This is a genomic window from Streptomyces sp. R35 (assembly GCF_041053035.1).
GTDB classification, from domain to species: domain Bacteria; phylum Actinomycetota; class Actinomycetes; order Streptomycetales; family Streptomycetaceae; genus Streptomyces; species Streptomyces lutosisoli.
The window spans coordinates 11135217-11161695 of record NZ_CP163440.1; the positions used below are offsets into that span (position 1 = coordinate 11135217).

At 67.2% G+C, this 26479-nt stretch carries 17 protein-coding genes and 6 pseudogenes; 16 read left to right on the top strand and 7 right to left on the bottom strand.

Features of this window, described 5'->3' with window-relative positions; translation table 11 throughout:
- Nucleotides 1-64: 64 nt before the first annotated feature.
- From AB5J50_RS50415 to AB5J50_RS50425, 3 genes are all read right to left on the bottom strand, one after another.
- Entirely contained in the window at nucleotides 65-5302 is a 5238-nt protein-coding gene (locus tag AB5J50_RS50415) for an AAA family ATPase (RefSeq protein WP_369265199.1), read from the bottom strand.
- Between the two features lie 35 nt (nucleotides 5303-5337).
- Complete coding sequence (locus AB5J50_RS50420) at nucleotides 5338-5727, bottom strand: trypco2 family protein (RefSeq protein ID WP_369265200.1); 390 nt, start codon at nucleotides 5725-5727, stop codon at nucleotides 5338-5340.
- Nucleotides 5728-5973: 246 nt separating this feature from the next.
- Nucleotides 5974-7224: an IS701 family transposase gene (locus AB5J50_RS50425; protein WP_369265201.1), complete on the bottom strand. Its 1251-nt coding sequence runs from the start codon at nucleotides 7222-7224 to the stop codon at nucleotides 5974-5976.
- A 138-nt stretch (nucleotides 7225-7362) separates the two neighbouring features.
- Here AB5J50_RS50425 and AB5J50_RS50430 point away from each other — a divergent pair.
- From AB5J50_RS50430 to AB5J50_RS50450, 5 genes and pseudogenes are all read left to right on the top strand, one after another.
- Nucleotides 7363-8313: pseudogene (locus tag AB5J50_RS50430) on the top strand (ISAzo13 family transposase); the annotation flags it as partial.
- Nucleotides 8314-8382: 69 nt separating this feature from the next.
- Nucleotides 8383-9741 (top strand): IS4 family transposase, encoded by a 1359-nt coding sequence (locus AB5J50_RS50435; protein ID WP_369265202.1) that lies wholly within the window; start codon nucleotides 8383-8385, stop codon nucleotides 9739-9741.
- A gap of 18 nt (nucleotides 9742-9759) precedes the next feature.
- A pseudogene (locus tag AB5J50_RS50440) lies at nucleotides 9760-10446 on the top strand (ISAzo13 family transposase); the annotation flags it as partial.
- Nucleotides 10447-10546: 100 nt separating this feature from the next.
- On the top strand, nucleotides 10547-10876 hold the full coding sequence (locus AB5J50_RS50445) for a hypothetical protein (RefSeq protein ID WP_369262155.1): 330 nt from the start codon (nucleotides 10547-10549) through the stop codon (nucleotides 10874-10876).
- Nucleotides 10877-10911: 35 nt separating this feature from the next.
- The gene (locus tag AB5J50_RS50450) at nucleotides 10912-11679 is read left to right on the top strand and encodes a transposase (RefSeq protein ID WP_369265203.1); all 768 of its coding nucleotides are present in this window, start codon (nucleotides 10912-10914) and stop codon (nucleotides 11677-11679) included.
- Nucleotides 11680-12048: 369 nt separating this feature from the next.
- On the opposite strand, the pseudogene AB5J50_RS50455 reads toward AB5J50_RS50450, so the two are convergent.
- The 3 genes and pseudogenes from AB5J50_RS50455 to AB5J50_RS50465 form a co-directional block, all read right to left on the bottom strand.
- A pseudogene (locus AB5J50_RS50455) lies at nucleotides 12049-13059 on the bottom strand (IS701 family transposase); the annotation flags it as partial.
- 265 nt (nucleotides 13060-13324) lie between these two features.
- Nucleotides 13325-13818, bottom strand: a pseudogene (locus AB5J50_RS50460) (trans-aconitate 2-methyltransferase); the annotation flags it as partial.
- Between the two features lie 268 nt (nucleotides 13819-14086).
- Nucleotides 14087-14683, bottom strand: a complete 597-nt coding sequence (locus AB5J50_RS50465; RefSeq protein WP_369265204.1) for a TetR/AcrR family transcriptional regulator — start codon at nucleotides 14681-14683, stop codon at nucleotides 14087-14089.
- A gap of 88 nt (nucleotides 14684-14771) precedes the next feature.
- Here AB5J50_RS50465 and AB5J50_RS50470 point away from each other — a divergent pair, with 88 nt between their 5' ends.
- The 7 genes from AB5J50_RS50470 (at nucleotide 14772) to AB5J50_RS50500 (ending at nucleotide 22095) form a co-directional block, all read left to right on the top strand.
- Nucleotides 14772-15506 carry an SDR family NAD(P)-dependent oxidoreductase gene (locus tag AB5J50_RS50470; RefSeq protein WP_369265205.1) on the top strand — a complete coding sequence of 245 codons (735 nt, stop codon included), beginning with the start codon at nucleotides 14772-14774 and terminating at the stop codon, nucleotides 15504-15506.
- A gap of 388 nt (nucleotides 15507-15894) precedes the next feature.
- Complete coding sequence (locus AB5J50_RS50475; RefSeq protein ID WP_266638202.1) at nucleotides 15895-16353, top strand: nuclear transport factor 2 family protein; 459 nt, start codon at nucleotides 15895-15897, stop codon at nucleotides 16351-16353.
- A gap of 87 nt (nucleotides 16354-16440) precedes the next feature.
- Entirely contained in the window at nucleotides 16441-16566 is a 126-nt protein-coding gene (locus AB5J50_RS50480; protein ID WP_266656213.1) for a hypothetical protein, read from the top strand.
- A 303-nt stretch (nucleotides 16567-16869) separates the two neighbouring features.
- Nucleotides 16870-17268: a nuclear transport factor 2 family protein gene (locus tag AB5J50_RS50485; protein ID WP_266656211.1), complete on the top strand. Its 399-nt coding sequence runs from the start codon at nucleotides 16870-16872 to the stop codon at nucleotides 17266-17268.
- A gap of 262 nt (nucleotides 17269-17530) precedes the next feature.
- Complete coding sequence (locus AB5J50_RS50490; RefSeq protein WP_369265206.1) at nucleotides 17531-18358, top strand: alpha/beta fold hydrolase; 828 nt, start codon at nucleotides 17531-17533, stop codon at nucleotides 18356-18358.
- 825 nt (nucleotides 18359-19183) lie between these two features.
- On the top strand, nucleotides 19184-20050 hold the full coding sequence (locus tag AB5J50_RS50495) for an alpha/beta fold hydrolase (protein ID WP_266638199.1): 867 nt from the start codon (nucleotides 19184-19186) through the stop codon (nucleotides 20048-20050).
- 305 nt (nucleotides 20051-20355) lie between these two features.
- Nucleotides 20356-22095: an MOSC domain-containing protein gene (locus AB5J50_RS50500; protein ID WP_369265207.1), complete on the top strand. Its 1740-nt coding sequence runs from the start codon at nucleotides 20356-20358 to the stop codon at nucleotides 22093-22095.
- A 7-nt stretch (nucleotides 22096-22102) separates the two neighbouring features.
- Here the strand turns inward: AB5J50_RS50500 and AB5J50_RS50505 are convergent, their stop codons facing one another.
- On the bottom strand, nucleotides 22103-22894 hold the full coding sequence (locus AB5J50_RS50505) for a DUF4277 domain-containing protein (protein ID WP_369265208.1): 792 nt from the start codon (nucleotides 22892-22894) through the stop codon (nucleotides 22103-22105).
- Between the two features lie 221 nt (nucleotides 22895-23115).
- Between AB5J50_RS50505 and AB5J50_RS50510 the strand changes: the two genes are divergently transcribed.
- From AB5J50_RS50510 to AB5J50_RS50525, 4 genes and pseudogenes are all read left to right on the top strand, one after another.
- Nucleotides 23116-24296, top strand: a protein-coding gene (locus AB5J50_RS50510) for an IS3 family transposase (protein WP_369265209.1) whose coding sequence is annotated in 2 segments (ribosomal slippage) — nucleotides 23116-23383 and nucleotides 23383-24296 — 1182 coding nt in all. Because the reading frame shifts where the segments join, the coding sequence is not laid out codon by codon here.
- 156 nt (nucleotides 24297-24452) lie between these two features.
- On the top strand, nucleotides 24453-24914 hold the full coding sequence (locus AB5J50_RS50515) for a hypothetical protein (protein WP_369265210.1): 462 nt from the start codon (nucleotides 24453-24455) through the stop codon (nucleotides 24912-24914).
- Nucleotides 24826-25617: pseudogene (locus AB5J50_RS50520) on the top strand (caspase domain-containing protein); the annotation flags it as partial. The gene AB5J50_RS50515 and the pseudogene AB5J50_RS50520, both read left to right, overlap by 89 nt.
- Before the next feature lie 186 nt (nucleotides 25618-25803).
- Nucleotides 25804-26349: pseudogene (locus AB5J50_RS50525) on the top strand (DUF3710 domain-containing protein); the annotation flags it as partial.
- Nucleotides 26350-26479: the final 130 nt, after the last annotated feature.

Here is a 26479-nt window from a genome sequence, read left to right on the forward strand (position 1 = left end):
CGTCGGCGAAGGACCGCCCGAAGATCCTGAGCAATCCGCGATCTGCGACGCCACGGCCCTGCAGTCATACGCGCAAGGTGAACAAGCCGAGGCGGCCTCCCACGACGAGCTTGTGCTCGTCGAGCCAGGAGATGCTGCTCATCCGTGATGCGAAGCTGATCGAGACCATGCCAGTCGAGTCGGAGGCCACGAACAGGCTCCCGCTCTCGTCCATGACAGCCAACCGCGATCCGTCGGGGGAATCGGCCATGCCGACCGCCCGGAAATTCCTCCCGATCGTGCGCCCATTCCTTAGGCGCCAGCCACTCGAGAGGCGAATCTCTCCACTGATGTCCGCCGAGGCCACTGTCGTTTCACCTGCCCACTGCAGCGTTTCGATCGCTCGGATGCCAGACCCGTGCAGATTACTGGTCACCACGGCGTCGGTGGCTCCGCTCAGGAGGTCCCAGCACATGAGTCGGCCGCTGTCGTCACCGGAAACCAGGAACCGGCCGGCTCCTTGGGCGAAGACGCGCATCGCCGAAATCGGAGCGCCGTGCCCGGACAGCGCCGGACAGATCTGCTCACCGGTGAGTAGATCCCTGACCTCAATGGATTGCAGGCTTTCCGAGAGCGTGAAGACGAGCAGGCGCCCGCGGAGTTCCACCGCTTCAAACGGATTGCGCAGGTACGGGGGGCAGTCGATGTCGATGCCCACGCGTTCTGTCGTCTCCACGTTCCAGGCCGACACCTTCGCGATAAAGAACGAGGAGGCGAGCAGCAGAGTCCCCTGCGAGCTCTCGACCAGGCGCACCGAGTCGATGAAGGAATGGCGCTCCCCGCCCTGCGCGAAGATGTGCAGCGGGCGACCGTCGGCGGCGTTCCACAAGAGGATTTGCCCGTCGGAGCTCACCGATGCGATGCGCGGCTCCCCGGCGCGGCTCAGGTTCGACAGCTTGGTCACATCCCTGGTCCGGCGGCGCTCGTCTGCACTCAGTGGCCACGTCCGGACGGTGGCATCCGCGCTGCCCGAGATGATGGTGACATCGCCGCTGGCGGCCTGCCACGCCCCGATCGACGTGATCCGGCGACTGTGGCCGATCAGGGGCCTGGTCAGTTGCCTCCCCGAGGGCAGCCCATAGATGTAGACCGATTGATAAAACGCCACCACCGCCGCAAGGTCTCCTGACAGGCGGGTGAGCAGCAACTGCTCGACCGACGCGTCACCGTCCAGCGCGACGTCTACGGGGACTGGGCGTCGTTTGCCGAGATCCCACATCCTGATCTTCCCGCGACGAGGGGCGCAGACGAGGATGTCGCCCCTGTCCAAAGTGGTGGAGGCGACAAGGAAAGGCCCGTTCGGGTCGCGCTTCACTGCTGGGCCGATCGTGAAGGTGTCGAGGACCCGCTGGCGCTTGAGGCTCCACACCGTGATCGTCCCGTTGGCGTCTGCCACTGCGAGGCAGCGCTGGCGCCGCCACGTGCAGGCGGTTAGCGAGGTAACTTCGGCATCTCCAGCCTGGAGCCTTGGGAGGACCTTGGTCCCGTTCGTCCCGTCAAGCAGGATCAGGTAGCCGCGATCGTTGATGTGGGCTGCGCCGGCCCCGCCCCCGATTGCGATGATCTCTCCTCCGTCCAGACGGAGACCGATGACCGCTCTGGGCCGTCCCTCCACCTGAACCGTGAGTAGGCACGTCCCGTTCTGCGGATCCCAGGTCCGCACGACGCCGCCGCCCACAGTGACGACCCGTGGGTGATCATGCCCGTCGTAGACCGCCAATGATCGAACACCATCTAGGTGCGTGGCTTCGGCGACGATCACGTCCTCCGGCTGGTCGGGCTTCCAGAAACGCACTGATCCATCGCTTCCGCCGGACACGACGGTTGCCGCGCCGCCCACGGACAGGGCCGCGACCGAGGTCACTGATCCGTCGTGGCCGCGGAGCGGCTGATCGTGGGACTTCCCGCTCGGGAGATCCCACGCGTGGATCCGTCCGCCCTTCCCTGCCGAGAGCACGACGGGACGTCCACGTCGCCGTGTCAGCAGGACCGCCTCGTTCGCCTCACCAATGTCGACGTGGTCGGTCAGCTCCACGCCGCCGTCCACGTCCCACAGTCGGGCCGTGCCGTCTTTACTGCTCGAGACCAGTGAGACCGAGGTCCCCACCTTGGCGAAGCGTAGGGAGGTGATCTTGCCCAGATGGCCGGAGAAGGTACGCAGCACAGCTCCGTCGCGCATGTCGATCAGCTGGATTTCTTCGCCTCCCCACGGACCGCCGTTCGCCGCCACAACCCACCGATCTGGGGCGAGCTGAACCACATCGACGCAGTCGACACCGTCATAGAGCCCCGAATCGAGATACCCGACCGTGTAGGTCCGGCTCCCACCGTTGCGGAGGTCCCAGCACGTCAGCCGGCCGTTCGGCACGCCGGTCTCTGCCACGAACAGCAGGGGCCAGCCGTCGACCTCGCGGCAGACAAGTGCCTTCACATAGAACGTGATCGGCTCTCGGTCGATCCCGGGCTGGTACGACACTCGATTCTGGGGTGGCTGCACGAGCGGGTCCCGAACCGGATCCCCGGTATCCAGGAAGTGGACGTGCACGCTCCCGTCATCGGTGGCCGCTGCTACGATTGGCCGCCCCTTGAAGCGGCCGGCCGCTATGGCGCAGAGGCTGGACGTCCCGGCCCGGAATGCCCGGAGCGGGCTTCCTGCGGCGACATCCCAGGTATGGACGCGTCCTTCATCGCCGCAGGCCACCACAATCGCTCGCCCCTCAAGTTCCTCCACTGTCATGGCCCGCATCCGCGCCTCGCCGACCAGTACCTCGCCGTACGCCTGACCACGTTCGAGGTCCCATCGCGCCACGGACCCGTCATTCGCCAGGGAAAGGATGAGAGTTGAGTCCTCGGCCGACGCCGCCTCGAGGCCGCGGATCTCGCTTCTGTGATCACCGAGGACGACGTTCATGGCATTCGGCGAGCCGCGCGCCCAGATCGGGGCCCAGGGGGCACCGGCGGTGCGGGACGTCAACTCGGCTGCAGACCGGTCATCTCCGGTGACCATCGCCTCAAGTTGCAGATGGCTCGCCCGTTCTGGCCGGGTGCTCGTGGACAGCCGATGGAAGGCTCTTCGGTACAGGACGACCGAGGGGAGGCGGTGGAACTGCGATTCCTCGATCGCTTCGAGAAGCCCATTGGGCTCAGCGACCGTGAGGAAGCCCCAGTCGTCCAGGAGTTCCGGTAGCCGCTCGGCTCGTAACGCGTGCTCGGCCAGGTGGGAGCGCACATACGGCGAGCACTCATCCCACTCTCGTCGGCCCTCGACGACGGGGATGCTCTGCAGCAGGATTTCAGTGAAGATCGTGTCGGAGTTCGTCCCGAGCCGACTGAGCCGTTCCTCGCCGAGAGCGCGGACGTGGTCCGACACGAGCTGGTGGTACAGGCGGTAGCTTTCACGGCCGTCCGGTTGTCCCACTGCGACCACGAAGTCGCTGGCGTCGGCGAGGACGGCGAGGACGTCGGCGGCGGTGTAGCGCTCGTTCCGGTTGGAGGACAGCGCCGAGGCGAGGTTGGCCCATACAGACCCGGGCTGCAGACCGTCCCCGCGTGCATGTGCGAGCGGTATCAGGACGTCGATCGCCCGCGTCCAGTCCGGCAGCGACTCAAGCAGCTCCTGCAGCCCCCCGGCGAGGTCGGCCGGAATGCCTTCACTGATCAGGTGTGAGTCCGATGTGGCTTGCCTGCGCTTCACGAGGAGCCTGGTCAGCAGTTGGCAGAACAGAAAGGACGGGTACGCCGCCTCGGCGAGCGCCTGGGAAATCTGTGGCACCAGTTCGGGCGCGGCCGCGTAGGGAGTCCTCCTCCTTTCCGGTGCGACTCCCTGTTCCAATAGGCGGTGGGCCGCGTACTCGGCGAGGGTGTGCACGTCGATGTACTTGGGGTCGTCGACATCGAACCAGGTCGCGCGTGACCCCAGTGCGGTCTTGATCAGGTTCCCCCGGCCCTCCCGCGTGGCGAGGAGGATGCGGAGGCCCGTGTCCCCCGTCTGTGCGGCGAGTGTGCGCAGAGCCGACGCTACGCCGACCGGGTCCGCCGACTCATCGAGGCCGTCCAGCGCCAGGAGAAGGGGGCGTTGCGTTTCCAGGACGGCGTCCACCAGCTCCGTCATGGTGAGGCTGCCGTCTCCGCTGGTGAGCCCGAGGACGGTCGAGACCTCAGCAAGCACGTCGCCGAGGTGCTTGCCCCGCATGTTGACGGCGACGTCGACGGTGAGCGCCGCACCTGACGCTGGCGTCCGCTCCGTCTGCTCGGCAGCGGGGTCAGGTGCCCAGTTCGGGGACGAGGTCACCACGTGCGCCAGGACTGCGGATTTTCCCGATCCGGGGCGGCCGGTGATCACGGCGAGGTTCTGCTCCGCCGAGGAAGCAAGCGTCAGCCAGGCGCGGAGGTCGGAGAGGAGCGCTTCGCGGCCGGTGAAGTAGCTTCCGCGTCTCGCCGCGTTCTCGACCCCTCGGGCGTGGGCGTCCCAGTGCTGTTGATCCGTCGCAATGGGACCTCCCGGCTGTACCGGCCCGGTCCGGGCGGGCCACCGCCCTCCGAGAGCTAGTCCACGTTGCAGGATGTCGTCGGGCGGAGGGAGCAGCGGAAGGCTCCCCGCCTTGACGCCGAGCGCATCCCACATATTCGCGGCCACAGGCCCGGGAAGGTGGTTGATCGCCTCCAGCGGGACGGCGGTCAACGAGCGGCCACCTTCTGCGTGGGCGTGGCTACGGATAACCCCGATGACCACGTCATCAGGTGTGACGAGGACCGCGCCCGACATGCCCGCCCACTGGCTGTGGGGCGCATCAAGACTGCCCTCGGGAATGGGATGGCCATCGGCCTCCGGATCGGTGACCTTCAAGGTCATGAGCCGGATCGCGTTTGGCGCCGAGCGCGGGTCGGCGTCCTCCGCCGTAGGAACGAAACCACTAGTCTGGGCCAGCAGTGGTCGTTCGGGCGTGCCTTTCCAGCTCGGATATCCGAGGGCTTGGCAGCCCTCGAGCTTGTGCGTCTGTGCACGATCGATCCGCGCACACCGCAACGGCGGCACCGGCGGCAGCGACGGGGCCACCAGCAGCGCGATGTCGATGTCGCGGCTCCCGCTCCTGCTGTGAACGGTCGCCCGGTGCTCCTCACCGCCGACCACGATCCTGTGCTGCGATCCTTCCGCGCAATGATCGGCTGTCAGTACGTAGTGCTGCGACACACGCAGCCCGGATCCCCGGCGCGGTGCCCCGCCACGCTCGTACCGGATGAGGACTGCCCGATCGACGTCCACCTCTCACGGACCTCCTCGGAACAACGGGTTTGGGGTCATCCCGGGGTGTCGAAAGAAGGTTCCGCGGATGAACCGCATTCCGGCTGCCCTGCTCCCGCGGATACGTCGGGAGCGTCAATGAACACCGAGACCACGTTGCCGGCGGCGTCGAGGGTGACGGGATCGAGCGAGAGCTTGATCGTCTGCGTGGTCGTGCCGGCGCGGGATGCCTCTGCACCTATGTCCAACAGCCACCACTTGATGCCGGCTGTTCCCTTGCCCGTCCATGTCACGGCGGTCTGCAGCGTGAGTTCGACCGGTGAGACGCGAAACCTCAGCTGCTGGTTATCCGCATCGAGCCAGGCCTGGAATAGTTCCGCTCTCAAGGCAGCGATGGCATCGGCCAGTGGAACTCCGCCAGGTGGTGCGGGAGCCTGATCGGCCATGGCACGCCTCCTCGGATCAGAGCCATGGACGGACCGTCCTTATGGCGCAATCATCGCCGTCACCGGCACTCCATGCACATAGTGTCCTCAAGCGGCTCGTGCGCGCTATCGGATACGAAAAGGATCAGCCCCTAGTAGGGCTTGGTCAGGTTCGTATGGATGTGGGTATGTCGCGGTGGCAGGTGGGGCAGGCGCCGGCCCAGGTGGCGAGGAGTGTCTGTAGTTCGCGGACGACCTGGTAGAGGCTCAGGCTGGCGCTGTGTCTTTTGGGTGGTGTGCCAGTCGTTGCAGTATGCAGAAGGCGTGGGCGGCGGAAACGAGGGTGACGTGGTGGTGCCAGCCGCCCCAGGTGCGGCCTTCGAAGTGGGCCAGGCCCAGGGCCTGTTTCATCTCGCGGTAGTCGTGCTCAATGCGCCAGCGCAGTTTTGCCAGCCGCACCAGCGTGGTCAGCGGCATCCCGGAGGGCATGTTCGAGAGCCAGAACTGCACCGGCTCGGGCTCGGTGGCCGGCCATTCGGCCAGCAGCCAGCGTTCGGGCAGTTCCGGAGTGTCTTTGGTCTTGCGGATGCCGCGTCCCGCGGGCTGCACGCGCAGAGCGACGAACCTCGAGTACATGCGCTTGAAGCCGCTTTGGCCCTTGCCAGGGCGGGAGCCTTCCCGCCAGGACACCGGTCTCGCGGCCGTCCTCCCGGCCGCGATGGTCAGGTCTTTCATGGTCTGTGCAGGCTCGGGATACTGCATCTTCGGTGGCCGGCCGGTGCCCGCATAGGCGGGCCGGACGGGCCGGGCGTCGGCCGGATGGGCGGTGTGGCGGGAGGAAATGCCCACCGCATAGGGCAGGTTGCGTTCCTCCAGGCCCAGGCGGAAGGCGGCGGCATCACCGTAGCCGGCGTCCGCGACGACCAGGGGGACTTCGATGCCCCACGACCGGGTCTCGTCGATCATGTCCAGGGCCAGCTGCCACTTCTCCACATGTCCTGCCTGTGCGGGGATGCCGCAGCGACTGCGGCGGGCGACCTTGTCCGGGTCCGCCTCCGGAGAGGTCGGATCCCAGGACGCGGGCAGGAACAGCCGCCAGTTCACCGCAGCCGAGGCATGATCGTGCGCCACGTGCAGCGACACCCCCACCTGACATATGGTGACCTTGCCCGCGGTGCCGGTGTACTGCCGCGACACACATGCCGAGGCGTCCCCGTCCTTCAAAAAGCCTGTGTCGTCGACGATCAGGGCCTCCGCCCCGATCGCGTCCTGCATCCTCCAGGCCAGCCGGGCCCGCACATGCGCCGGATCCCACGGGCTCGAGGTGATGAAATGCGCCAGCGCCTGGCGGTTGCCGTCCTCACCGAGGCGGGCCGCCATCGGCTCCACCGACTTGCGCCGCCCTTCCAGCAACAAGCCGCGCACATACGCCTGCCCCCACCGCCGTTGATCCGCACGGAAGAACCCGTCGAACAACTCCGCCGCGAACGCCTCCAGATCCTCCCGGACCCCGGCCATCTCCTCAGGTGTCACACCACCCCAACGACACCCGCACACCAACAGACACGCCACTCATGAATGAAGATGACCAAGCCCTACTAAGGGCTTGCGGGGAATCAAGGTGTTGCTTCCCGTCCTGAGGCTCGTTGGTGTGGTATGCGCATCCCGGATGAGACTTGTGACCAACTCGCCGTGAAGTTCGCGGTGTTGCTCCCGCATCTGGACGAGCGGCAGCGTCGGCTGTTGATGGCTGCGGAGGCCCGGGCGCTGGGGCACGGTGGTGTCCGAGCCGTGGCACAGGCCGCTGCGGTCAGCGAGACGACGGTCCGCAAAGGCGTGTTCGAACTCGAGGCCGGTGAGGAGCCTCTGGGGCGGGTGCGGCGTCCGGGCGGAGGGCGCAAACGAGTCGCGGATCTGAATCCGGGGCTGCGGCCGGCACTGTTGGCGCTGGTTGAGCCGGATGTGCGGGGTGACCCGATGTCGCCGCTGCGGTGGACAGTGAAGTCCACCCGCACGCTTGCACAGGAGCTGACCCGGGCCGGGCACCGCGTCAGTGCCGACACCGTCGCCGACCTGCTGCGGCAGGAAGGCTTCAGCCTGCAGGCCAACGCCAAGACAATCGAGGGCAGCCAACACCCGGACCGGGATGCCCAGTTCCGCTACCTCAACGAGCAGGCCCGCGCGCACCGAGACGCCGGCCAGCCGGTCATCAGCGTGGACACCAAGAAGAAAGAGCTCGTCGGCGAGTTCAAGAACAACGGCCGCCAGTGGCGGCCGACGGGTGAGCCGGTACCGGTGAACGTGCATGACTTCGCCGACCCGCAGCTGGGCAAGGCCGTCCCTTACGGGATCTACGATCTGGCGGCGGACACCGGCTGGGTCAACGTCGGCACCGATCACGACACCGCTGCGTTCGCGGTCGAGTCGATCCGCCGCTGGTGGCACGGCCAGGGCCAGGACGCCTACCCGCAGGCAGCACGACTGCTGATCACCGCCGACGCGGGCGGCTCCAACGGCTACCGCACCCGGGCCTGGAAACTCGAACTCGCCCGGCTCGCCGCCGAAACCGGGCTGACGATCACCGTGTGTCATCTGCCGCCCGGCACACAATGCCGTTGCTTGAGTGTGCCAAGCAGTCCACGGTGACGTTGCAGGAGCGCGGTCGTTGGACCCGGCATGCATCCGTGGGTGGGGTTATCCGATCATGTGCGGCTGGGGGTGGTGACCCGATGGGTGACCCCGGAGCTCGTCGCCGACGTGCTGGAGAAGTGCGGAGTTCGCGACAAGAAGCCCGGCGCCCTGCCGGCCGGGTTCATGGTCTACTTCACGCTCGCCCTGGCCCTGTTCCAGCAGGACTCCTACGACGACGTGGCGGAGCAACTGGTCGGCAGAATCGCTGAGTTGAGCGGGAGCATCCCCAACAAGTCCTCGTTTACGCGGGCGCGGAGGCGCCTGGGGCCGCTGGTCCTGGAAACCATGTTCCGCGAGCTGGCTGGCCCGTTGGCTCCTGTCGGCCTGGGGAGAGCCTTCTACCGTGGGATGCGTCTGGCTGCGGTGGACGGGTTCGTGCTGGATGCGCCGGATACGACGGCCTACCGGGCCACGTTCGGAGGGCCGGTCAAGAACAGCCAGCCCGCGGGGTTCCCGCAGACGCGGGTGGTGACCCTGACCGAGTGCGGCACGCACGCGCAGATTGACGCGGCGGTGGGCGGGTTCAACGGCGGCGAGCCGGAGTTGGCGGTCAAGATGGCCGACTCGGCCGTCGGGATGCTGGTCATCATGGACCGGGGCCTTCCTGGGGTGGCGTTATGGAAGGCGTACACCGGGGCCGGGGCACATCTGCTGATCCGGGCCCGTTCAAGCGTCGCGGCTCGTCCGGTCCAGCATTTGCCCGACGGTACCTACCTGGCGAGGATGAACCTGGCCGGGCAGAAAGGTGCGCATCCCGGCGGGGTGATGGTCCGGGTGATCGAGTACCGCGTCGACGGCGGCGAGGTAGTCAGGCTGTTGACCGACCTGTTGGATCCGGCTGCCTATCCGGCGGCGGAGCTGGCAGAGCTCTATCACTCGAGGTGGGAAGCGGAGTCGGCATTCCGGCAGATCAAGACGTTTCAGCGCGGGCCGGCCGAAGTCCTGCGCTCGGGAGACCCGGATCTGGTGCGGCAGGAGGTCTGGGCTCATCTGGTCGTGCACCACTGCCTCACGCAGATCATCGTGGGTCTGGCCGACGACAACGGGATCGATCCGGACCGGGTCTCGTTCGTCAAAGTCCTCAAGCACGCGCGGCGCAGTGTGGTCCGCCAGTGCGCGAACACACCCACGAAGATCAAAAGATTCCTGGCCGTGCTGGCGGCGAAGATGCAGCGCAAGCTCGACAACGGTGCCAGGCGCCTGCGTGAGGCAGACCGGCACCTCAAACGGCCGGACTCGAAGTACTCCTCGAAGCTGTCCTACCGGATCAACACCCGGGACCGGCGGCCAACACGGCGAGTCACAGCCAAGGTCATCACGTTGCAACCAGCCATAGTTCAGTGACTGAAGCAACGGCATTGGCCCGGCACATCGAAGTGGAACAAGATCGAGCACCGGCTCTTCTCGCACATCACCATGAACTGGCGCGGCCGCCCGCTGACCAGCCACGAAGTCATCGTCCAGTCCATCGCTGCGACCACCACCCGCACCGGGCTGCACGTAAGCGCCGCACTCGACACCAACACCTATCCCACCGGAGTCCGTATCGATGACGCGGAGATGGCGGCACTGCCGCTGACCCGGCACGCCTTCCACGGCGACTGGAACTATGCCCTGCACCCGCAGCCCTGCCCTGCCGTCCCGGCGGCCCGGGCTCCGCAGGCACCGGCCCCGCAGTGGGACCAGGCCCTGCTGTCCGATCCCGCCCTGACCGGCATGTCCCGGCAACAACTGGACGTCCTCACAGGGACTTTGGCCCTCGATGGCGATACCCGGCGCGGTCGTCCGCCCCGGCTGGCCTTCCCCGAACAGGTCCTGGCCACCGTGCTCCATATGCGAGTCGCCCTGGCCGCGGAACCTCTCGCCGTGCTGTTCGGCAGCAGCCGGACCGCGATGCACCGCACCCTCCTGAAGAACAGGAAACTGCTCGAGGCACACGGCATCGTCATCCCACCCGCGACGACACCACCCGTCGTCCTCACGGCCCTCCAAGCTCGTGTCCTCACCCAAACCGGCGAGCCCCACAACAAGATCAAGACGACGTGTTAATGATCTGCGAGCCCTAAGGGCTGTCCCGTAACGGGAGTGACTGTTGAGGCGTCAGTTCCGGGCTATGGACTGCGGGTTGACTGGGATGAATGATCTGGGCATGTCCACGGACGAGGCACTCTCCGAAACCGACCTTGATGCGATGGCCGAGCGCGCTGCAGCCGCATCGCCGGGGCCTTGGGTGCCCTGGCTGGAGACGCGCGGAGCAACAGGTGGCGAGAGCTTCATCCAGGTCGATCCTGACCACGGCGAGGAAGATGACGAGATCTATGTCAACCGGATCGTCGGCGCTCGGCAAATCCTCGGTCCGGACCAGCAGTTGGATGCGGATCTCGACTTCATCGCATGGGCGCGTCAGGACGTACCCCGCCTGATCGCTGAGGTGAGGCGGCTGCGGGCCCTGCTCGTGGAGAGAGGCTCACAGGACTGACCTGTGTCACTCGCTTGTGGTGAGATCCTCGCCGCGTGCCTCAAGTGATCACTGCAGCGGAACCGTCCTGGATAGGCCCGTTCAGTGGGCTCAGCCCGAGATCCTTCACCAAACCGGTGAACGCACTCCGGCGTGAAGGCGTCGACGATGCCCGCACGGGCCGACCCTGGGGTCTTCCTCTGGCCGACCGGGTGCTCCTGCTCACTGCGTACTGGCGAACGAACCTGACGCTGCGGCAACTTGCACCACTATTCGGGGTTTCGAAGTCGGCAGCGGACCGGATCATTGCCCACCTTGGGCCACTCCTCGCAATGCGGCCGCGCCAGCGGTTCCGGAAGAACACCGTGCTGATCGTGGACGGCACCCTGGTGCCCACCCGCGACCACACAGTGGCGGAGCAGTCGAAGAACTATCGCTATTCCACGGCCCATCAGGTCGTCATCGACGCTGACACCCGCCTGGTCGTCGTGGTCGGCCGGCCCCTGCCGGGCAACCGCCACGACTCCCGCGGCTGGGAGGAATCCGGCGCCAAGGCCGCCGTCGGCAACACCATGACCATCGCCGACGGCGGCTATCAAGGGACCGGCCTGCTCATTCCACACCGGCGCCGCAAAGGCGAGGAACTCCAGACATGGAAGGAGGAGCACAACCGATCGCACAAGCAGGTCAGGGCCCGTGTCGAGCACACCTTCGCCCGCATGAAGAGCTGGAAGATCCTCCGCGACTGCCGCCTCAAAGGAGACGGCGTCCATCACGCCATGCTCGGCATCGCCCGCCTGCACAACCTGGCCCTCGCCGGATAGGCGAGCAAGCCCCCTGCAGACGACCTTGCCTTTCCCTACTCCAAGATCGTTACGGGACAAGCCTTAGTACTCCAGCAGCGGTTCGCTATCTGGCCTGGTCAGAGGCGTCGTCCGGAGTGTAGTTGGCTGATGGCGTGTCAGGGGCGGTCTTGCCGGAACGCCCCTCCAATGAGTGGACTCGTCGCCGGTAGTGGCAGTGACGGGCAACGGCCTGGTGCCTGCGCCGCCACTGCGACCAGCTCACCGCGTGAATGCGAAGCGGCCGAGGGGGCCGGGGTGCGGGGCGAGTTGCCAAGAGCCGGCGGACTTCTGCCACGGTGAGCGGAACCAGGGTGCCGGAACCGTTTCTGCATCCCCTTTTGCGGCCGCCTGGGCCGCCGTGGCAGCGAGAAAGGCATGGGCGAGCATGGCCAGGGTGACGTGCCGCATCCAGCCGACGTAGCGGCGGACTTCGTACTGGTCCAGGCCGCATTCGTTCTTTGCGGCCTGGAAGCATTCCTCGATCGCCCACCGCCTCCCGGCGACTTGCACCAGTCGGTTGACGTCGGTGTCCTGCGGGGCATAGCCGAGGTAGTAGGCGATCTCGTCGGGTCTGCTGATGCTGCGGCGGGCCAGTGCCCAGCGTTGGTGTGTGGGTCTGTCTCCGTCGAAGTCCTCGATCGCGGGGATCTGGACGGCCGCCCAGTGGTAGACGCGCGGGCCCTTGGCGCCGTCGCCGCACGAGCGTTTCTCCCACGCCTCGTTGGGTGCCTGGGTGAACAGGTAGTCGATGCGGCCAAAACGCGGCACCTGCTGGGACTTGGGGACGGCCAGGACGTAGCCGAGGGCGGTCTCTTCCAGCAGGCGGCGGAAGCGCCATTCCTGGCCGTAGGCGGAGTCGGCGGTCACCCAGGCGATCGGCAGTGGCGAGGCGAGTGCGCGCAGCACGATCGCCTTGGCGAGCTCTCCCTTGGTGGCGAAGGTCCGCTCGTCGGGGATCTTCGCGGCGCGGCAGCGCCGGCGGTCGTTGGTCCAGGACTTGGGCAGATACAGCTCGCGGTCGACCAGGGCCCGGCCGCGGGTGGTGGCGTAGGCGGCGAAGACGCCGATCTGGCAGTTCTCGGTGCGGCCGGCGGTGCCGGAGTACTGGCGCTGGACGCCCGCGGAGGTGGTGCCCTTCTTGACGAAGCGGGTGTCGTCGAGGATGAGCACCCCGCCGTCCTCGCCGAGCTTGTCGGCGACGTATGTCTGCAGGTCGTCGCGGACGTTGTCGGCATTCCAGGTGGCCCCGTTCAGCAGCCGTTGCAGGCCGTCGGGGGTGCGGTGGCCGGCGTATTCGGCCAGCTGCCAGCCGTTCTTGCGGCCCACCGGGCCGAGCAGGGCGCGGACGTAGTCCCGCATGCGGCGGCGTAGGTCGGCGCGGCTGAAGCGGTGGCCGATACGGAGGAAGAGGTCGTCGAGTTCACGGTCCCAGGTCGCGTCCGCAAGGTCGTCGATCACGCTGGGAGGCTGCCCGGATCGCAGCCCAGACAGTTCTCGGTCCACTCATTGGAGGGGCGTCCCGGCAAGACCGCCCCTGACACGCCATCAGCCAACTACACTCCGGACGACGCCTCTGACCAGGCCAGATAGCGAACCGCTGCTGGAGTACTAAGCCTGGGGTGGTCGGTGGTTCTGCAATGCCGATGAAGTTGCAGCCCATGGGCCAGATCCGGACCGACCACCCCAACGCCGTGAAGTCGTCCGTGAGTGTCCGGACATCGTGGAATACCTTCACGATGCGGTACAGGCTGCCGTCATCGAGCCGGCGCAGAGCCGCCGGGGCCGGCTGGTTCGCGAGGACTCTCTCCTCTGCGGCTGCGGCGGGGTCGTCGTCGATGAAGATCGCTTTGCCGCCCGGCGCAAGCGCGGTGGCGACGGTGTTCCAGAAGTCGGGCAACCGCGTCGGCGGGACATGCGAGAGCCAGAAGGCGAAGAACACGGTGTCGTATCGTCGTGGCGGCTGCCACTCGAACAGGTCGGCCTCAAGGAACTGGACGGTGGGGGATGCGGTGCGCGCACGGGCGAGGGCCAACACCAAGGCTGCCGCGTCGACAGCCGTCACCGACTGCGCCCGCGCGGCAGCCTTGGGGTTCACTGGCCCGTTCCGCAGGCTAACTCCTCCTGGGGTGCGGATCGAGGCTGGTCGACGCATCACCCTGGCGCAGGCCGGACGGACCCTGGTGTTACGGGGTGCAGATCGCCTTCGAGCGGCCCGAGTTGCGGGGCCGGTGGCTCGAATCCGCCCCCGGGCCGAGATCGCGCACCAACGTCCGTCCCCGGCTGAGCAGGACGGCCTGGGCGCCGTATTCGCAGTCGAAGCGGTTGGCTTGCTGTGACGGGATGAGTTCCGCCACCTGCCCCGCCCCGCTCTCGCCGGGCGGGGCCGTCAATGAGCGGGGCGGGGCAGAACAGCAAGGGCTGTCCAGGCTATATCGGCCAGCGTCTCCTCGCTCGCTCCGGCCTTACCCAGCGCTTCAATGCCGCGCAGTACGGCGAGCACTAGCGCAGCCAGCTTTCCCGGATCCGCGTCCGCGGCAATATCGCCATTGCGCTGGCAGGCCGCGATGTCGCCCTCCAGTAGCGCGCGCAGCGCCTCGATGGCCGCGCGTGCCCGCTTGGCCACCGTCTTGTCGTGTTCGGCTAGCTCGGCGGCGCCCTTGGCCAGCAGGCATCCGCGGTGGGCGGTGTCTGCGGCGGTGGCCGCCGCCACCGCGTGCACGTGGGCGGACAGCCGCGCGTAGGCGTCCGCGTCGTGGCCGCGCAACTGCCGGCCCACAGCGTCGACGACGGAGCCGCAGTAGTCGTCGAACACGCGGTGGAACAGCTCCTGCTTTCCGCCGAACGCGCCGTACAGGCTGCCTTTGCCGAGCCCCGTTGCCTCGGCGATGTCTTCCATGCGCGTGGCGGCGTACCCACCCGACCAGAACCGCTCCCGGGCGGTGTCCAGTACCTGCTGCTCGTCGAACTTCCGAGGTCGTGCCATGGGGACAAGCCTACGCGTTCTTGACTCGTTCGTCCATAACGTTTAGCGTTATGGACGAACGAGTCAAGAACTGAGGAGTGGGCGCGTCATGACGGGAGTACTCGCGGGCAAGGTGGCGGTGGTCACTGGGGCCAACAGCGGCATTGGGCTTGCCATCGCCAGGCGGTTCGCCGAGGAAGGGGCACGGGTGTTCCTGGCCGGCCGCCGTCAAGAGCCGCTCGACGCGGCCGTCGCCGAGATCGGGCCGGCGGCCACCGGAGTGAGGGCCGACGTTTCGGTGCAGGCGGACCTCGATCACCTTTACTCGGTCGTGCGCGAAGAGGCGGGGCGCATCGACGTGCTTGTCGCCAACGCCGGCAGCGCTGTTCCCGAGCGTCTCGGCGAGATCACCGAGGAAGCCATCGACGCCACCTTCGGCACGAACGTGAAGGGCACGATCTTCACCGTGCAGAAGGCGCTGCCTCTGCTGTCGGAGGGCGCCTCGATCGTAGTGACAGGATCGACCAACACCCTCCGCCCCGGACCGGGCCTGGAAATCTACGGCGCGTCGAAGGCAGCAGTACGCAACCTGGTGCGCAGCTGGGCGCTCAGCGCGCAGGAACGGAAGTTCCGGGTGAACGTGCTGAGCCCCGGCCCGACCGAGACCCCGGGACTGGTCGGCGCCGTAGGCCCGGACCTCCGCCAGCTCGCCTCGGAGGTGCCGCTCGGCAGGATCGGCCACCCGGACGAGATCGCCGCCGTGGCGACATTCCTGGCCTCGGACGCCTCCAGCTTCGTCAACGGCGCCGACTGGTTTGTCGACGGAGGCCAGGCCCAGGTCTGACCGCACCCCCTCACCCGCAGGGCATACCGCGCACCCGGCTCACCGGGCAGCTCTGCCCTCGGGCCTGGCCGCTTGCCAACGTTCCCGTGACGACCAGGTGGAAGGATTGGCGGCCGCACCCGGTGCGCCGCGAGCCCGACCGTGGGCGGGGCTTCGCGGCCCCAGCGGCCTTGCCTACGCCGAACGCCAGCCCGATACCGGCTCGACGGGCGGCCCCGGCAACACGAGCGGAATACCCCTCTTGGGGCGCCCGGGACCCGGCCCGCGGGGGCGACCACCTCAGTGGACCCGGCGGCACCTGCAGAAGCAGCCACCCGGTACGGCGAATATGGCCGACGGGGGAATACCAGCGAGAGAGCGCACCACACACCACGTACCAGGAGGAAAAGTGAACGGCACCAGCGATATTCAGAAGCGTCGCGAAGAGATTGTCATCGACTACTTCCACATGGCGGACGCCGGCAACCCGGCGGTCATCGACCTCTTCACGGACGATGCGCAAATGTTCTACCCGAAGTTCGGCATCGCCAACGGGAAGGCGCAGATCGGTGCGTTCGCTCAGGGTCTCGGCCGCGGAATCGCGTCACTCCAGCACGAGTTCGACCGCTTCACCGTGCTGTCATCCGGGAACTACGTGACCGTCGAGGGCGCCGAACGGGGCACAACGGCATCAGGTATCGAATTCCCTGACGGCGTTTCCTCCTTCGGCCTGTTCTGCAACGTGTTCGAGTTCGAGGGTGAACTCATCAAGAGAGTCCACATCTACGTGGACCCGGACTTCGCCAACACCCACGCCGAAGGTGTGGCTTGGGGCAAGTCGGTGCAGGACAGCATCGCCAGCCTGTAGTCAACAGCCTCTACTACTCAGTTGCAGATCGCGATCTTCAGGACTGTAAAACGTTCGGTGTAACTCCTGATCAAGGAAGATGCACCGATGGCCGGCGAGAACGTGACCGAGCCCGAGACCACCGAGGCGGCTGTGCTGCAACCGTCGAAGTCCGTGGACGACCAGCTGATCGACGAGCTGGTGGCCGGGCCGGGGCCGAGGGACTCCAGCTGACAGGCGAGGGCGGGCTGTTGCAGCAGCTGACCAAGCGGCTGCTGGAGTCCGCCCCGGGCCCGGCAAAGACCAACGGACTGGACCCGATATCCCGGTGTTGGGCGTGTGGCGCTCGTGGGACTGCACAGTGGCGCGACGCGATGGCCGAGAGCCTCCGCCTGTAATTCACCATGGCCGACTCTGCCCGGTAAGCGGCGAGCGGGTGCGGCAGGCTCCTTCCCAGGAAACGGCAGACCCCACCCCCCTACCAACAGTCATGCGAAACGACATTGACGTCGCATGTTCTCCAGAAAGGTTTTGATCATGACTACCCGAGACGTCGTCGAGAAATTCTTCGGCCTGCTGGCAGGCGGAGACCCGGACAAAGTCGCAGAGGTCTTCGCCGACGACATCGACTGGTACGTTCCCGGGTCGGCGTCGCTGCCCTGGACGGGGCCGCGCACCAAGCGCAGCGAGGTAGCCGACTATTTCAGGACGCTGGGGGCGAACATCGTGCCCGAGAAGAACGTTGACGATATTGAGGCGCTCCTCGTCGACGGTGACCACGCGGTCATGCTGGGACGGTTCACCCGAGTCGCGAAGGGCACCGGCCGGACGTTCATGACGCCCATCGCAATGCACCTTCAGGTGGCAGGCGACAAGATCGTCAAGCTGCATCTATATGAGGACACCCTCGCGGTAGCCGAGGCATACGCCGAGTGAGCGGCCTCGGCCGTACGGGGATGAGCGCGGGGGCCTGCGCCTGGGCGCGCGTGAATTCGGTGCGGCGGGTAGCGTGAAGGCGCGAGGCGCTCAGCGATCGCCCGGCACATCGTGCGCCTTCCCCAGGTACCGGCTCGACTTACCGACCAATCGAGTTGACGGCACCGATGGCCTCATGCGAGCTGACGCCCACGTTCTCCCGACGAGTCAGACCGCACGGGGCTGCGGCACCTCACGTCGATTCGATCGAGAGGGGCATGCGATGCCTTTCATCACCACCAGGGACAATACCGAGATCTTCTACAAGGACTGGGGTACCGGACAGCCCGTGGTCTTCAGCCATGGCTGGCCGCTGAACGCCGACGCCTGGGACCCCCAGACCCAATTGATGGCCGACAACGGATTCCGCGCCATCGCCCACGACCGCCGCGGCCACGGGCGCTCCGGGCAGACCTGGAACGGCAACGACCTGGACACCTATGCCGATGACCTGGCGCAGCTGATCGAAGCCCTCGACCTGCGTGATGTCATTCTTGTCGGGCACTCCACCGGGGGTGGCGAGGTTACGCGCTATGTCGGCCGCCACGGCAGCAACCGGGTCGCCAAAGCGGTCCTGCTCAGCGCGATCCCGCCGCTGATGCTCAAGACAGACGCCAACCCCGAGGGGCTGCCGCGGGAGGTGTTCGACGAGATCCGCAAGGGCGTGGCGACCGACCGTTCGCAGTTCTACCAGGACCTGAGTGCCCCCTTCTACGGCGCGAACCGCGAGGGTCACCAGGTGTCCCAGAGCACCCGTGACGCGTTCTGGCTGTGGTCGCTTCAAGTGGGGATCAAGGGTTCCTACGACTGCATCAAGGCATTCTCGGAGACCGATCTGACCGAGGACCTGCAACGCTTCGACTTCCCTACGCTCATCGCGCACGGTGACGACGACCAGATCGTGCCCATCGTCGCGGCCGGTGAGAAGTCCTCGAAGATCGTCAAGGACAACACGTTCAAGGTGTACCCCGGGGCCCCGCACGGCCTGTCGATGGTCGCTCCGTTCAAGGACGTCTTCGACGCCGACTTGCTGGCCTTCGCCCGCGGCTGAACGTACGAGACCCCGGGCGCCAGCCAGGCCCCGGATGACACCGTGAGCACAGGCCCGCCGCGGGTGTCGTGTGCGGTGCCGGACGGCGGCCGGGGTCCCGTTCAGGGGCGCGGTGGAATCCTGGTCTGACGCCCAGTAGCGGCACGATTGCCGCTGTTTCGACGGACATTGACACCAAGCTCCGATACAGGGGGGAAGTCGGCGGTAGCCGTCGAGCCACCGATGCTGTACGCGGCAGCCCGCACAGCGCGCCGGCCGCGGTGAGGGTCTGGGCGCTCAGCAGGGGCCGCCCAGATGACCAGGAATCGCAGATCGGCAAGGAATCCCGCGGCGCCGCGGAGAAGTGCGTCACTAATGATTGGGTGCGGTCCGCGCTTTCACGGAATCCAGCACAGTGCTGGGCGGCCAACTCGACCTCGCGGTAGGAAGCCGGACGGGAACGGCTATACGTCATTGCGGTATTCCTGGCTGACGTCAGGGATGTCGGGCCTACCGCCGGGAGATCCCGCAGAGACAACGACTCGCGACATTGCTGTGACTCTCTGCTGTGATTGTGTTCCGTAATGTGTTGGTACCCGTGATTCAGCGAGCTGCGCGTGAATTCCGTGATCCCATTTATTGGTTCTGCTGCGTTGCCCTCCCTGCGGGTCAGGTCTAGCGTGAGGAAGGTGGCAACCGGCGCCATCTGCCGCGAGGCACCACGCCGCCGAGGGAAAATGGTTCCCGAGCCTCCACGGCGACCGTCCTGACCTTGGTCGTGTCCAGCCGGGTTTTACACGGGCGGAGTTGACGCAGTTCCGCGCCCACGGGCGCCCGGAGGTCGATGTGCTTCCCACGCGACACAAGACAGCAACCATCAAGGGCCAAGAAGTCTTCTACCGCGAGGCCGGCCCCAGCGACGCTCCGGTCGTGCTGCTGCTGCACGGATTCCCGAGCAGCTCGCACATGTTCCGCCATCTCGTCCCCGCGCTGGCCGACGATTATCACGTGATCGCCACCGACCACATCGGATACGGCCACTCCGCCATGCCCAAGGTGGACGCATTCGACTACACCTTCGACAACCTCGCAGGAATCACCGCCGGACTGCTCAACCACCTAGGCATGAACCGCTTCGCCATGTATGTGCACGACTACGGAGCACCGATCGGCTGGCGCCTTGCGCTCGACCCTTCCTTCGACGTCAGCGCGATCATCTCGCAGAGCGGCAACGCCTACATGGAAGGATTCGCCAAGCCCTTCTGGGACGACCTGTTCGCGTACGCCACCAATCCAGGCCGCGACACGGAGCCGGGCGCACGGGCCAAATTCAGCCCGAGTACGACCCGTTGGCAGTACGAGAACGGCGCCCCCGACACCAGCCTGGTCAGCCCCGACACCTGGACCCTCGACCAGCTCCTGCTGGAACGGCCGGGCAACGATGAGATCCAGCTGACGCTGTTCCGCGACTACCCGAAGAATATCGAGGGGTACCCGAAGCTGCAGGAGTACTTCCGCACCAGCCAGGTGCCCCTGCTCGCGGTATGGGGCCAGGGGGACGAGATCTTCGGGCCGGACGGCGCGCGGGCGTTCTCCCGTGACCTGCCGGAGGCGGAAATCCACCTGCTGCCTGCTGGGCACTTCGCCCTGGAGACGCACCTGGACGCCATCAGCGGATACATCCACGGATTCCTCGGACGCGTCCTGACCTGAATCGTGTCGAGACCCGCACGCCTCCCGCCGATATCCGGTTGAATGTGATGTGCACATGGCGGATAGTATGTGCGGATCACGGCCCGGTTCAGGCGGCCGATGGCAGGCTGGCCGTCGCAGGTTCTTTCGGCGTGAGGCAGTGCTTGGTGCCCGGGGACACAGGCCGATGCCGACAACGGGCTGCCCCGATCGACACGGCGGCCAGGGGCCAGAAGCTGATACCACGGGCTTCCCAGTCGGATCGGCGTGGGAGGCGCCACAAGAGAGGTGGCGTGGTGGCCACGTTGACAGCAGTGAATATCGGAATGCCGAAAGACGTCCCCTGGCACGGAAAGACCGTGCACACCGGCGTCTACAAGCAGACCGTTGCCGGACCTCGGATGGTGCGGCGGCTGAACATCGACGGGGACGGCCAGGGAGATCTGGGCGGGCACGGCGGTGAGCAGCGGGCGGTGCTGGTCTACCAGCTCGACTCCTACCGCTTCTGGGCGAACGAGCTGGGGCGCGAGGACCTGGCCCCCGGGAACTTCGGCGAGAACTTCACCGTGGAGGGGCTGCCCGACGACGAGGTCTGCATCGGGGACCGCTACCGCATCGGGGACGCGCTGTTCGAGGTGACCCAGCCCCGGGTGACCTGCTACCGGGTGGGGCTGCGCATGGGTGAACCGCAGATGGCGGCACTGCTGGTGGCTCACCACCGCCCCGGCTTCTACCTCCGCGTCGTCGAGGAGGGCGAGGTCGAGGCCGGGCAGGAGATCGTCAAGGTCTCCACCGGGCCCGAGGCGATGACCGTCGAGGAGATCGACCGGGTGCTCTACCTGCCCAGCCACACCCGCGAACAGGTCGAACGCGCGCTTCGGATCCCCGCGCTCAGCCCCGGCTGGCAAGGCTCCATGAAGATCCTTCTGGACCAGTCCGACGGCGACGGCGGCGGGTCGGGCAGCGCAGGGCTGAATGCGGCGGCCACTGCACCGCCGCCTGCCTGGCCGGGCTTCCGCCCGCTGACGGTCACGCATATCCAGCCCGAGAGCCGCACCGTGTTCTCCCTGCACCTGGCCGCCATGGACGGCTCCGCGCTCCCGGCCGCGCTGCCGGGGCAGTTCATCACCGTCAAAGTCCAGCCCGAGGGAGACGTGCCACCCCTGATCCGCAGCTACTCCCTGTCCGGCGAGCCGGGCACCGGCGCGTACCGGATCAGCGTGAAGGTCGAACCGCACGGCGCCGCCAGCAACGAGCTGCGCGCCCACATCCGAGTCGGCGACCACCTGGAGGCCGCCGCGCCCCGCGGCACCTTCTGCCTGGCCGACGGTGACAACCCGGTGGTGCTGCTGTCGGCCGGGGTCGGCGTCACCCCCGTCCTGGCCATGCTGCACGCCCTCGCGCATGACCGCTCCACCCGCCAGGTGTGGTGGCTGCACGGAGCCCGTGACGGCAGCGAGCACCCCTTCGCCCAGGAGAGTCGCGACCTGATCGCCAGCCTCCCCAAAGCCCGGTCGACCGTCTACTACAGCAGGCCTGCCGACGACGACCACCTTGGCGTGGACTACGCGGAAGCAGGCCGCCTCTCGGCCGAGCCCGTCCGCCGGCTCGGCCTACCCACCGATGCCGACGCGTACCTGTGCGGCCCCACCGCATTCATGGACAGCCTCACCTCCGCGCTCGTGGACTGCGGTCTCGACGCCTCCCGCGTCCACACTGAGATCTTCGGCGCGGGCCCCGCCATCACCCCCGGGATCAAGGGCTCGGCAACCGGGCCCGCGCCCCACCAGCCCGCGGGCCCGCCCGGCACCGGACCGGAGGTCTCCTTCGCCCGCAGCGGACTCACCGTTCCCTGGAACGACGCCCAGGAGTCCCTGCTCGAACTCGCCGAAGCCTGCGACGTCCCCGTCCAATGGTCCTGCCGCACCGGGGTCTGCCACACCTGTGAACTCGCCCTGATGTCCGGTGCCGTCGACTACTCACCCGACCCCGTCGAGCCTCCGGCCGAGGGCAACATCCTCATCTGCTGCTCCAAGCCCGCTGGAGGCGTTGTCGTGGACCTGTGAGAGGTCGTTAAGTCCGTTTCTGGTAGCGGCCTCGTCCGGGTTGGGTGAGGAAGCCTTGGCGGGTGAGGCGTCCGAGGCGGCTGCGGGTGACGTTCATGACCGGGTCGTCGGTGGGCATGCCGAGGAGTTCGTGCAGTTCACGGACCCGGAACGCCTGGTCGGGGTGCTGGTTGAAGGCGTTCACGATGGCCTGGTAGGCAGTGGCCTGCGCGGGCGGATCGAGCTCGCCTCCGTCGCCGGTCGGCGCGAGTTCGGCGATGACCTTTCGGGCGGTGGCCAGGTCCGCGAGATGCGCCGCGATCCCGGCCTGGATCTGCTTCAAATCCGCCCGGCGGTCCTTGGGGTGACCGTACTTGACCTGCGGGAACCCCTCTTCCGGCCTCTCGTAGGCGCCATGCAGGGAGATGCTGGTCATGTCCCAGTGCAGGCGCGAGACATCGATGCCGAACTCGGCGATCGCGCTCGCGCCGACGGTGCCGACGATGTGCTCCAGCTCGGGCGCGATGGCGTCCAACGCTCGGCCGATGCGGTCGTCGTTGAGCAGGTCCGCCTCGATCCCGAAGACCTCCTCGACGGCCCAGTCACGGGCCCAGTCACCGACCCGCACCAGCGGTGCGGGCGCGGACAGCCGGTTGGCGACCAGCACCTCGATGACCTGCCCGTGGGTCAGATGCGCAACCTCACGGACCGGGCACAGCTCGTCGATGATCCCGACCACGTCCAGCCGGCGCAGAAACTCGGCAGAGGCAGGCAGAGCGCCTAGACGCCTCTCCACCACCGGTGCAATCTCCACGTTCATCCGTGGACGGTGCACCCGTGGCCGCTTGGCACGCGAAATCATCGACACATCACATCAACGAACAGACCACCCATCCGGCACCGCACATTCCCCCGTTCCAACCGAACGAGGCACGTGCGCAATCCGGGTCTAGACGGACAGCAGTAGACCTGGGGCGTTTCCCCTTGAGCGTGGACACCCTGATCATTGGATCGTGATGATCCATAGGACAGGAGTTCCCGTTGGGGACGTCGAAGTACTCGCCTGAGTTCCGGGCCGATGCCGTCGCGCTGTATCACTCGCGCCCGGGTGGGGCGTACGCGTCGGTGGCCAAGGACCTGGGCGTCAACCACGAGACGCTCCGCACGTGGGTGCGGGATGCCGAGCAGGGTGCCCGGCCCGGGGCGGTGGAGGCCACCGCGATGGAGAAGGAGAACCGGCAGCTGCGGGCGCGGGTGAAGGAACTCGAGCTCGAGCGGGAGATCCTGCGGAGGGCCGCGAAGTATTTTGCGGCGGAGACCAGTTGGTGAGCAGCCGCTTCCAGTTCGTCGAGGATCACCGTGGCGCCTTCGGCGTCAAGCGGCTGTGCCGGATACTCGCGGTCTCGCGTTCCGGCTTCTGCCGGTGGCTGGCTGGCGCATCCGCGCGGGCCGGCCGGGCGAGGGCGGATGCCGAGCTCGCCGAGCACATCAACCGGATCCATCAGGAATCGGACGGCACCTATGGGGTTCCGCGCATCACCGCCGAGCTGAAGGAGGCCGGGAGGCCGGTCAATCACAAGCGGGTCGAGCGCGTCATGCGCAAGTTCCACATCGTCGGGCTGCACCTGCGCAAGAAGGTCCGCACCACCATTCCCGAGCCGTCAGCGACACCGGTGCCGGACCTGCTCCAGCGGGGCCTTGCTGCCCAGGAGCCGAACACCAAGTACGTGGGAGACATCACCTATCTCCCAATCGGAAACGGCCAATTCCTTTATCTGGCAACGGTGTTGGACCTGTGCTCGAAACGCCTGACGGGCTGGTCGATCGCCGACCACATGCGGACCTCGCTGGTCACCGACGCGCTCAGGGCCGCAGCGAGGGCCCGCGGCCGGGACGGTCTGCACGGGGCGATATTTCACAGCGACAACGGGGCGCAATATGTGTCGAAGGAGTTCGCCCAGGTCTGCTCGGAGCTGGGCGTGACCAGGTCGCGCGGCGCGGTCGGCACAAGTGCGGACAATGCCGCCGCGGAGAGTCTGAACGCGACCATGAAGCGCGAGACGCTCCAGGGCCGCAAGCGGTGGAACGGGGCCAGTGAGGCCCGTCTCGCGGTCTTCCGCTGGGCGACCCGCTACAACACCCACCGACGGCACTCCCGCCTCGGCCAGATCAGCCCGATCACCTACGAACAGCGATCAACTACGCTGGCCACCGCCGCATGACAACCGGTGTCCACGATCACGGGGAAGGCCCCCTGCACGGGTGGGCCCGTAGCGTCGCTCTCCGCGGAATGCGTTGAGGTCCGGTGCCGCGCCGGGCGTTGCGGGGGCCGGTTTTGGTTACGCTGATCGTGCGTCAGTTGTGTGGGGGTGGGGATCTTGACGGATGACGGTACGGTGCAGTGGCTGAGTCTGGTGCTCAGGGGTGGTGCGGACAGTGACCGGGAGGAACTGGAGTCGTACACGCTTGAGTTGCGGGAGCGAGTGCTGGAACTTGAGGTTGACGGTGTCGTGTTGGAGCGTTCGGGGGTGGCCCCTGAGGGGGCCAAGCCGGGTGAGGTGTTTGCCTTGGGCGCGTTGGTGGTGACGGTGGCGCCGTTCGCGATGCGCAGTGTGGTGCGGCTGCTGGAGTCGTGGATCGAGCACCGGCCGGTACGGACGGTGAATATCACGGTCGGCGAGGACAGCCTGGAGGTGGAGGCGGTCTCTTCGGCAGACCAGCGTCGGTTGATTGATGCCTTCATTGCCCGGCATGCGTCGGCGCCGGAGCCCGCAGCGGGAGCCGCGTCCCAGGCCCCGCCTGGACCGGTACCGGATCCCGGTTCGGCTGGGGGAGTTTGAGGTCACTGTTGTGTCTGGGGGCCGTTTTGCTCTGCTCATTGCCACGGGCCGTTACGATCATCCCGGTCTGCAGCAGCTGCGTTCTCCGGTGCGGGATGCCGAGGGTCTGGCCGGGGTTCTCCGAGATCCTCGGATCGGTGACTTCGAGGTGCGCACCGTTGTCGACGGGCGCCATCACGAGGTGAACCGTGAGATCGAGGGGTTCTTCCTTGACCGCAGCAGAGAAGACCTTTTGCTGCTGCACCTGTCGTGTCATGGCATCAAGAACGACAGCGGTGAGCTGTTTTTCGCGGCCCGGGACACCGACCGGAAGCTGCTTGCCTCTACGGGCGTCGCGGCTGCGTTCTTGCACACGCAGATGCGCCGCAGCCGTGCCAGGTCGATCGTGCTGCTGCTGGACTGCTGCTACAGCGGTGCGTTCCTGCCCGGCAGTAAGGGCGACACGGCGGTGCATGTCAATGATGAACTGGCCGGGCACGGCCGCGCGGTGCTGACGGCGACCAACCGTACCGAATACGCCTGGGAGGGCAACCACCTCAGCGAGCTGGAACCCGAACCGTCCCGTTTCACGGGCGCCATCATCGACGGGCTGCGCTCGGGCGAGGCGGACGGCAACCGGGACGGCCTAGTGAGCGTGCACGACCTGTACGACTACGTCTACGAGCGGCTGCACGCCGCCCGGGTCAAACAACGACCGCAGATGTGGGCCGAACTGGAGTACAGGGTGGTGGTGGCGTACGCGGACCTCAACGCTGTCACACCCACAAACATCACCGCGCCGGCGGCGAGTTCGGACGACACCACTCCTGCCGTGGCCGGCGAACCACTCACCTCACCGGACGGAGGGCAAACCCGCCGGTCCGGCAAAGCCACCGGGGCCCAGCGGCACGGCCCGTGGGACATCTCCGAGGTCCGCGATCCGGCCGAGGGCCGGGTGGATCTGGGTGGTCTTTTCGTGCCCGGGGTGGACGGTATGGAGCTGCGGGTCGAGGTCGCGGGCGACGCGATCGTCGCGGCGACCGTGGTCCTCAAGGACAGCGCCATCCAGCTGCAGGCCTTCGCCGCTCCCGAGCGCGAGGGCATCTGGGGCGAGGTGCGTGAGGAGATCGCCTCCGGCATCACCGGGCAGGGCGGTGTCATTGACGAGGTTGAGGGCCCGCTGGGCTGGGAGCTGCGTGCGCAGGTGCCGGTGCAGCTGCCGGATGGGACGGGTGGTTTCCAGGTCGTGCGGTTCGTCGGTGTGGACGGCCCCCGCTGGTTCCTGCGCGCAGTGATCTCCGGGCAGGGCGCGGTGCAGCCGCAGGTCGCGGCTCTGCTCGAGCAGATCTTCCGGGACACGGTCGTCGTCCGCGGAGAGAAGCCGATGGCTCCCCGCACCCCGATCGTCCTGAAGCTGCCGAACGACGCGCAGATGGTCCCCGAGGGCATGAAGGAGTGAGCCGCAACTTCCCTCCCGGAGGGCTGCTTCCTGTACGAAATTTCGGCCGGCTCGCTCCTCGTGGACCAGGTCGGCGAACTCCTCGCGGTCCGGGACGGCCAGCCCGCCCGCGGCTACGGCGGCACAG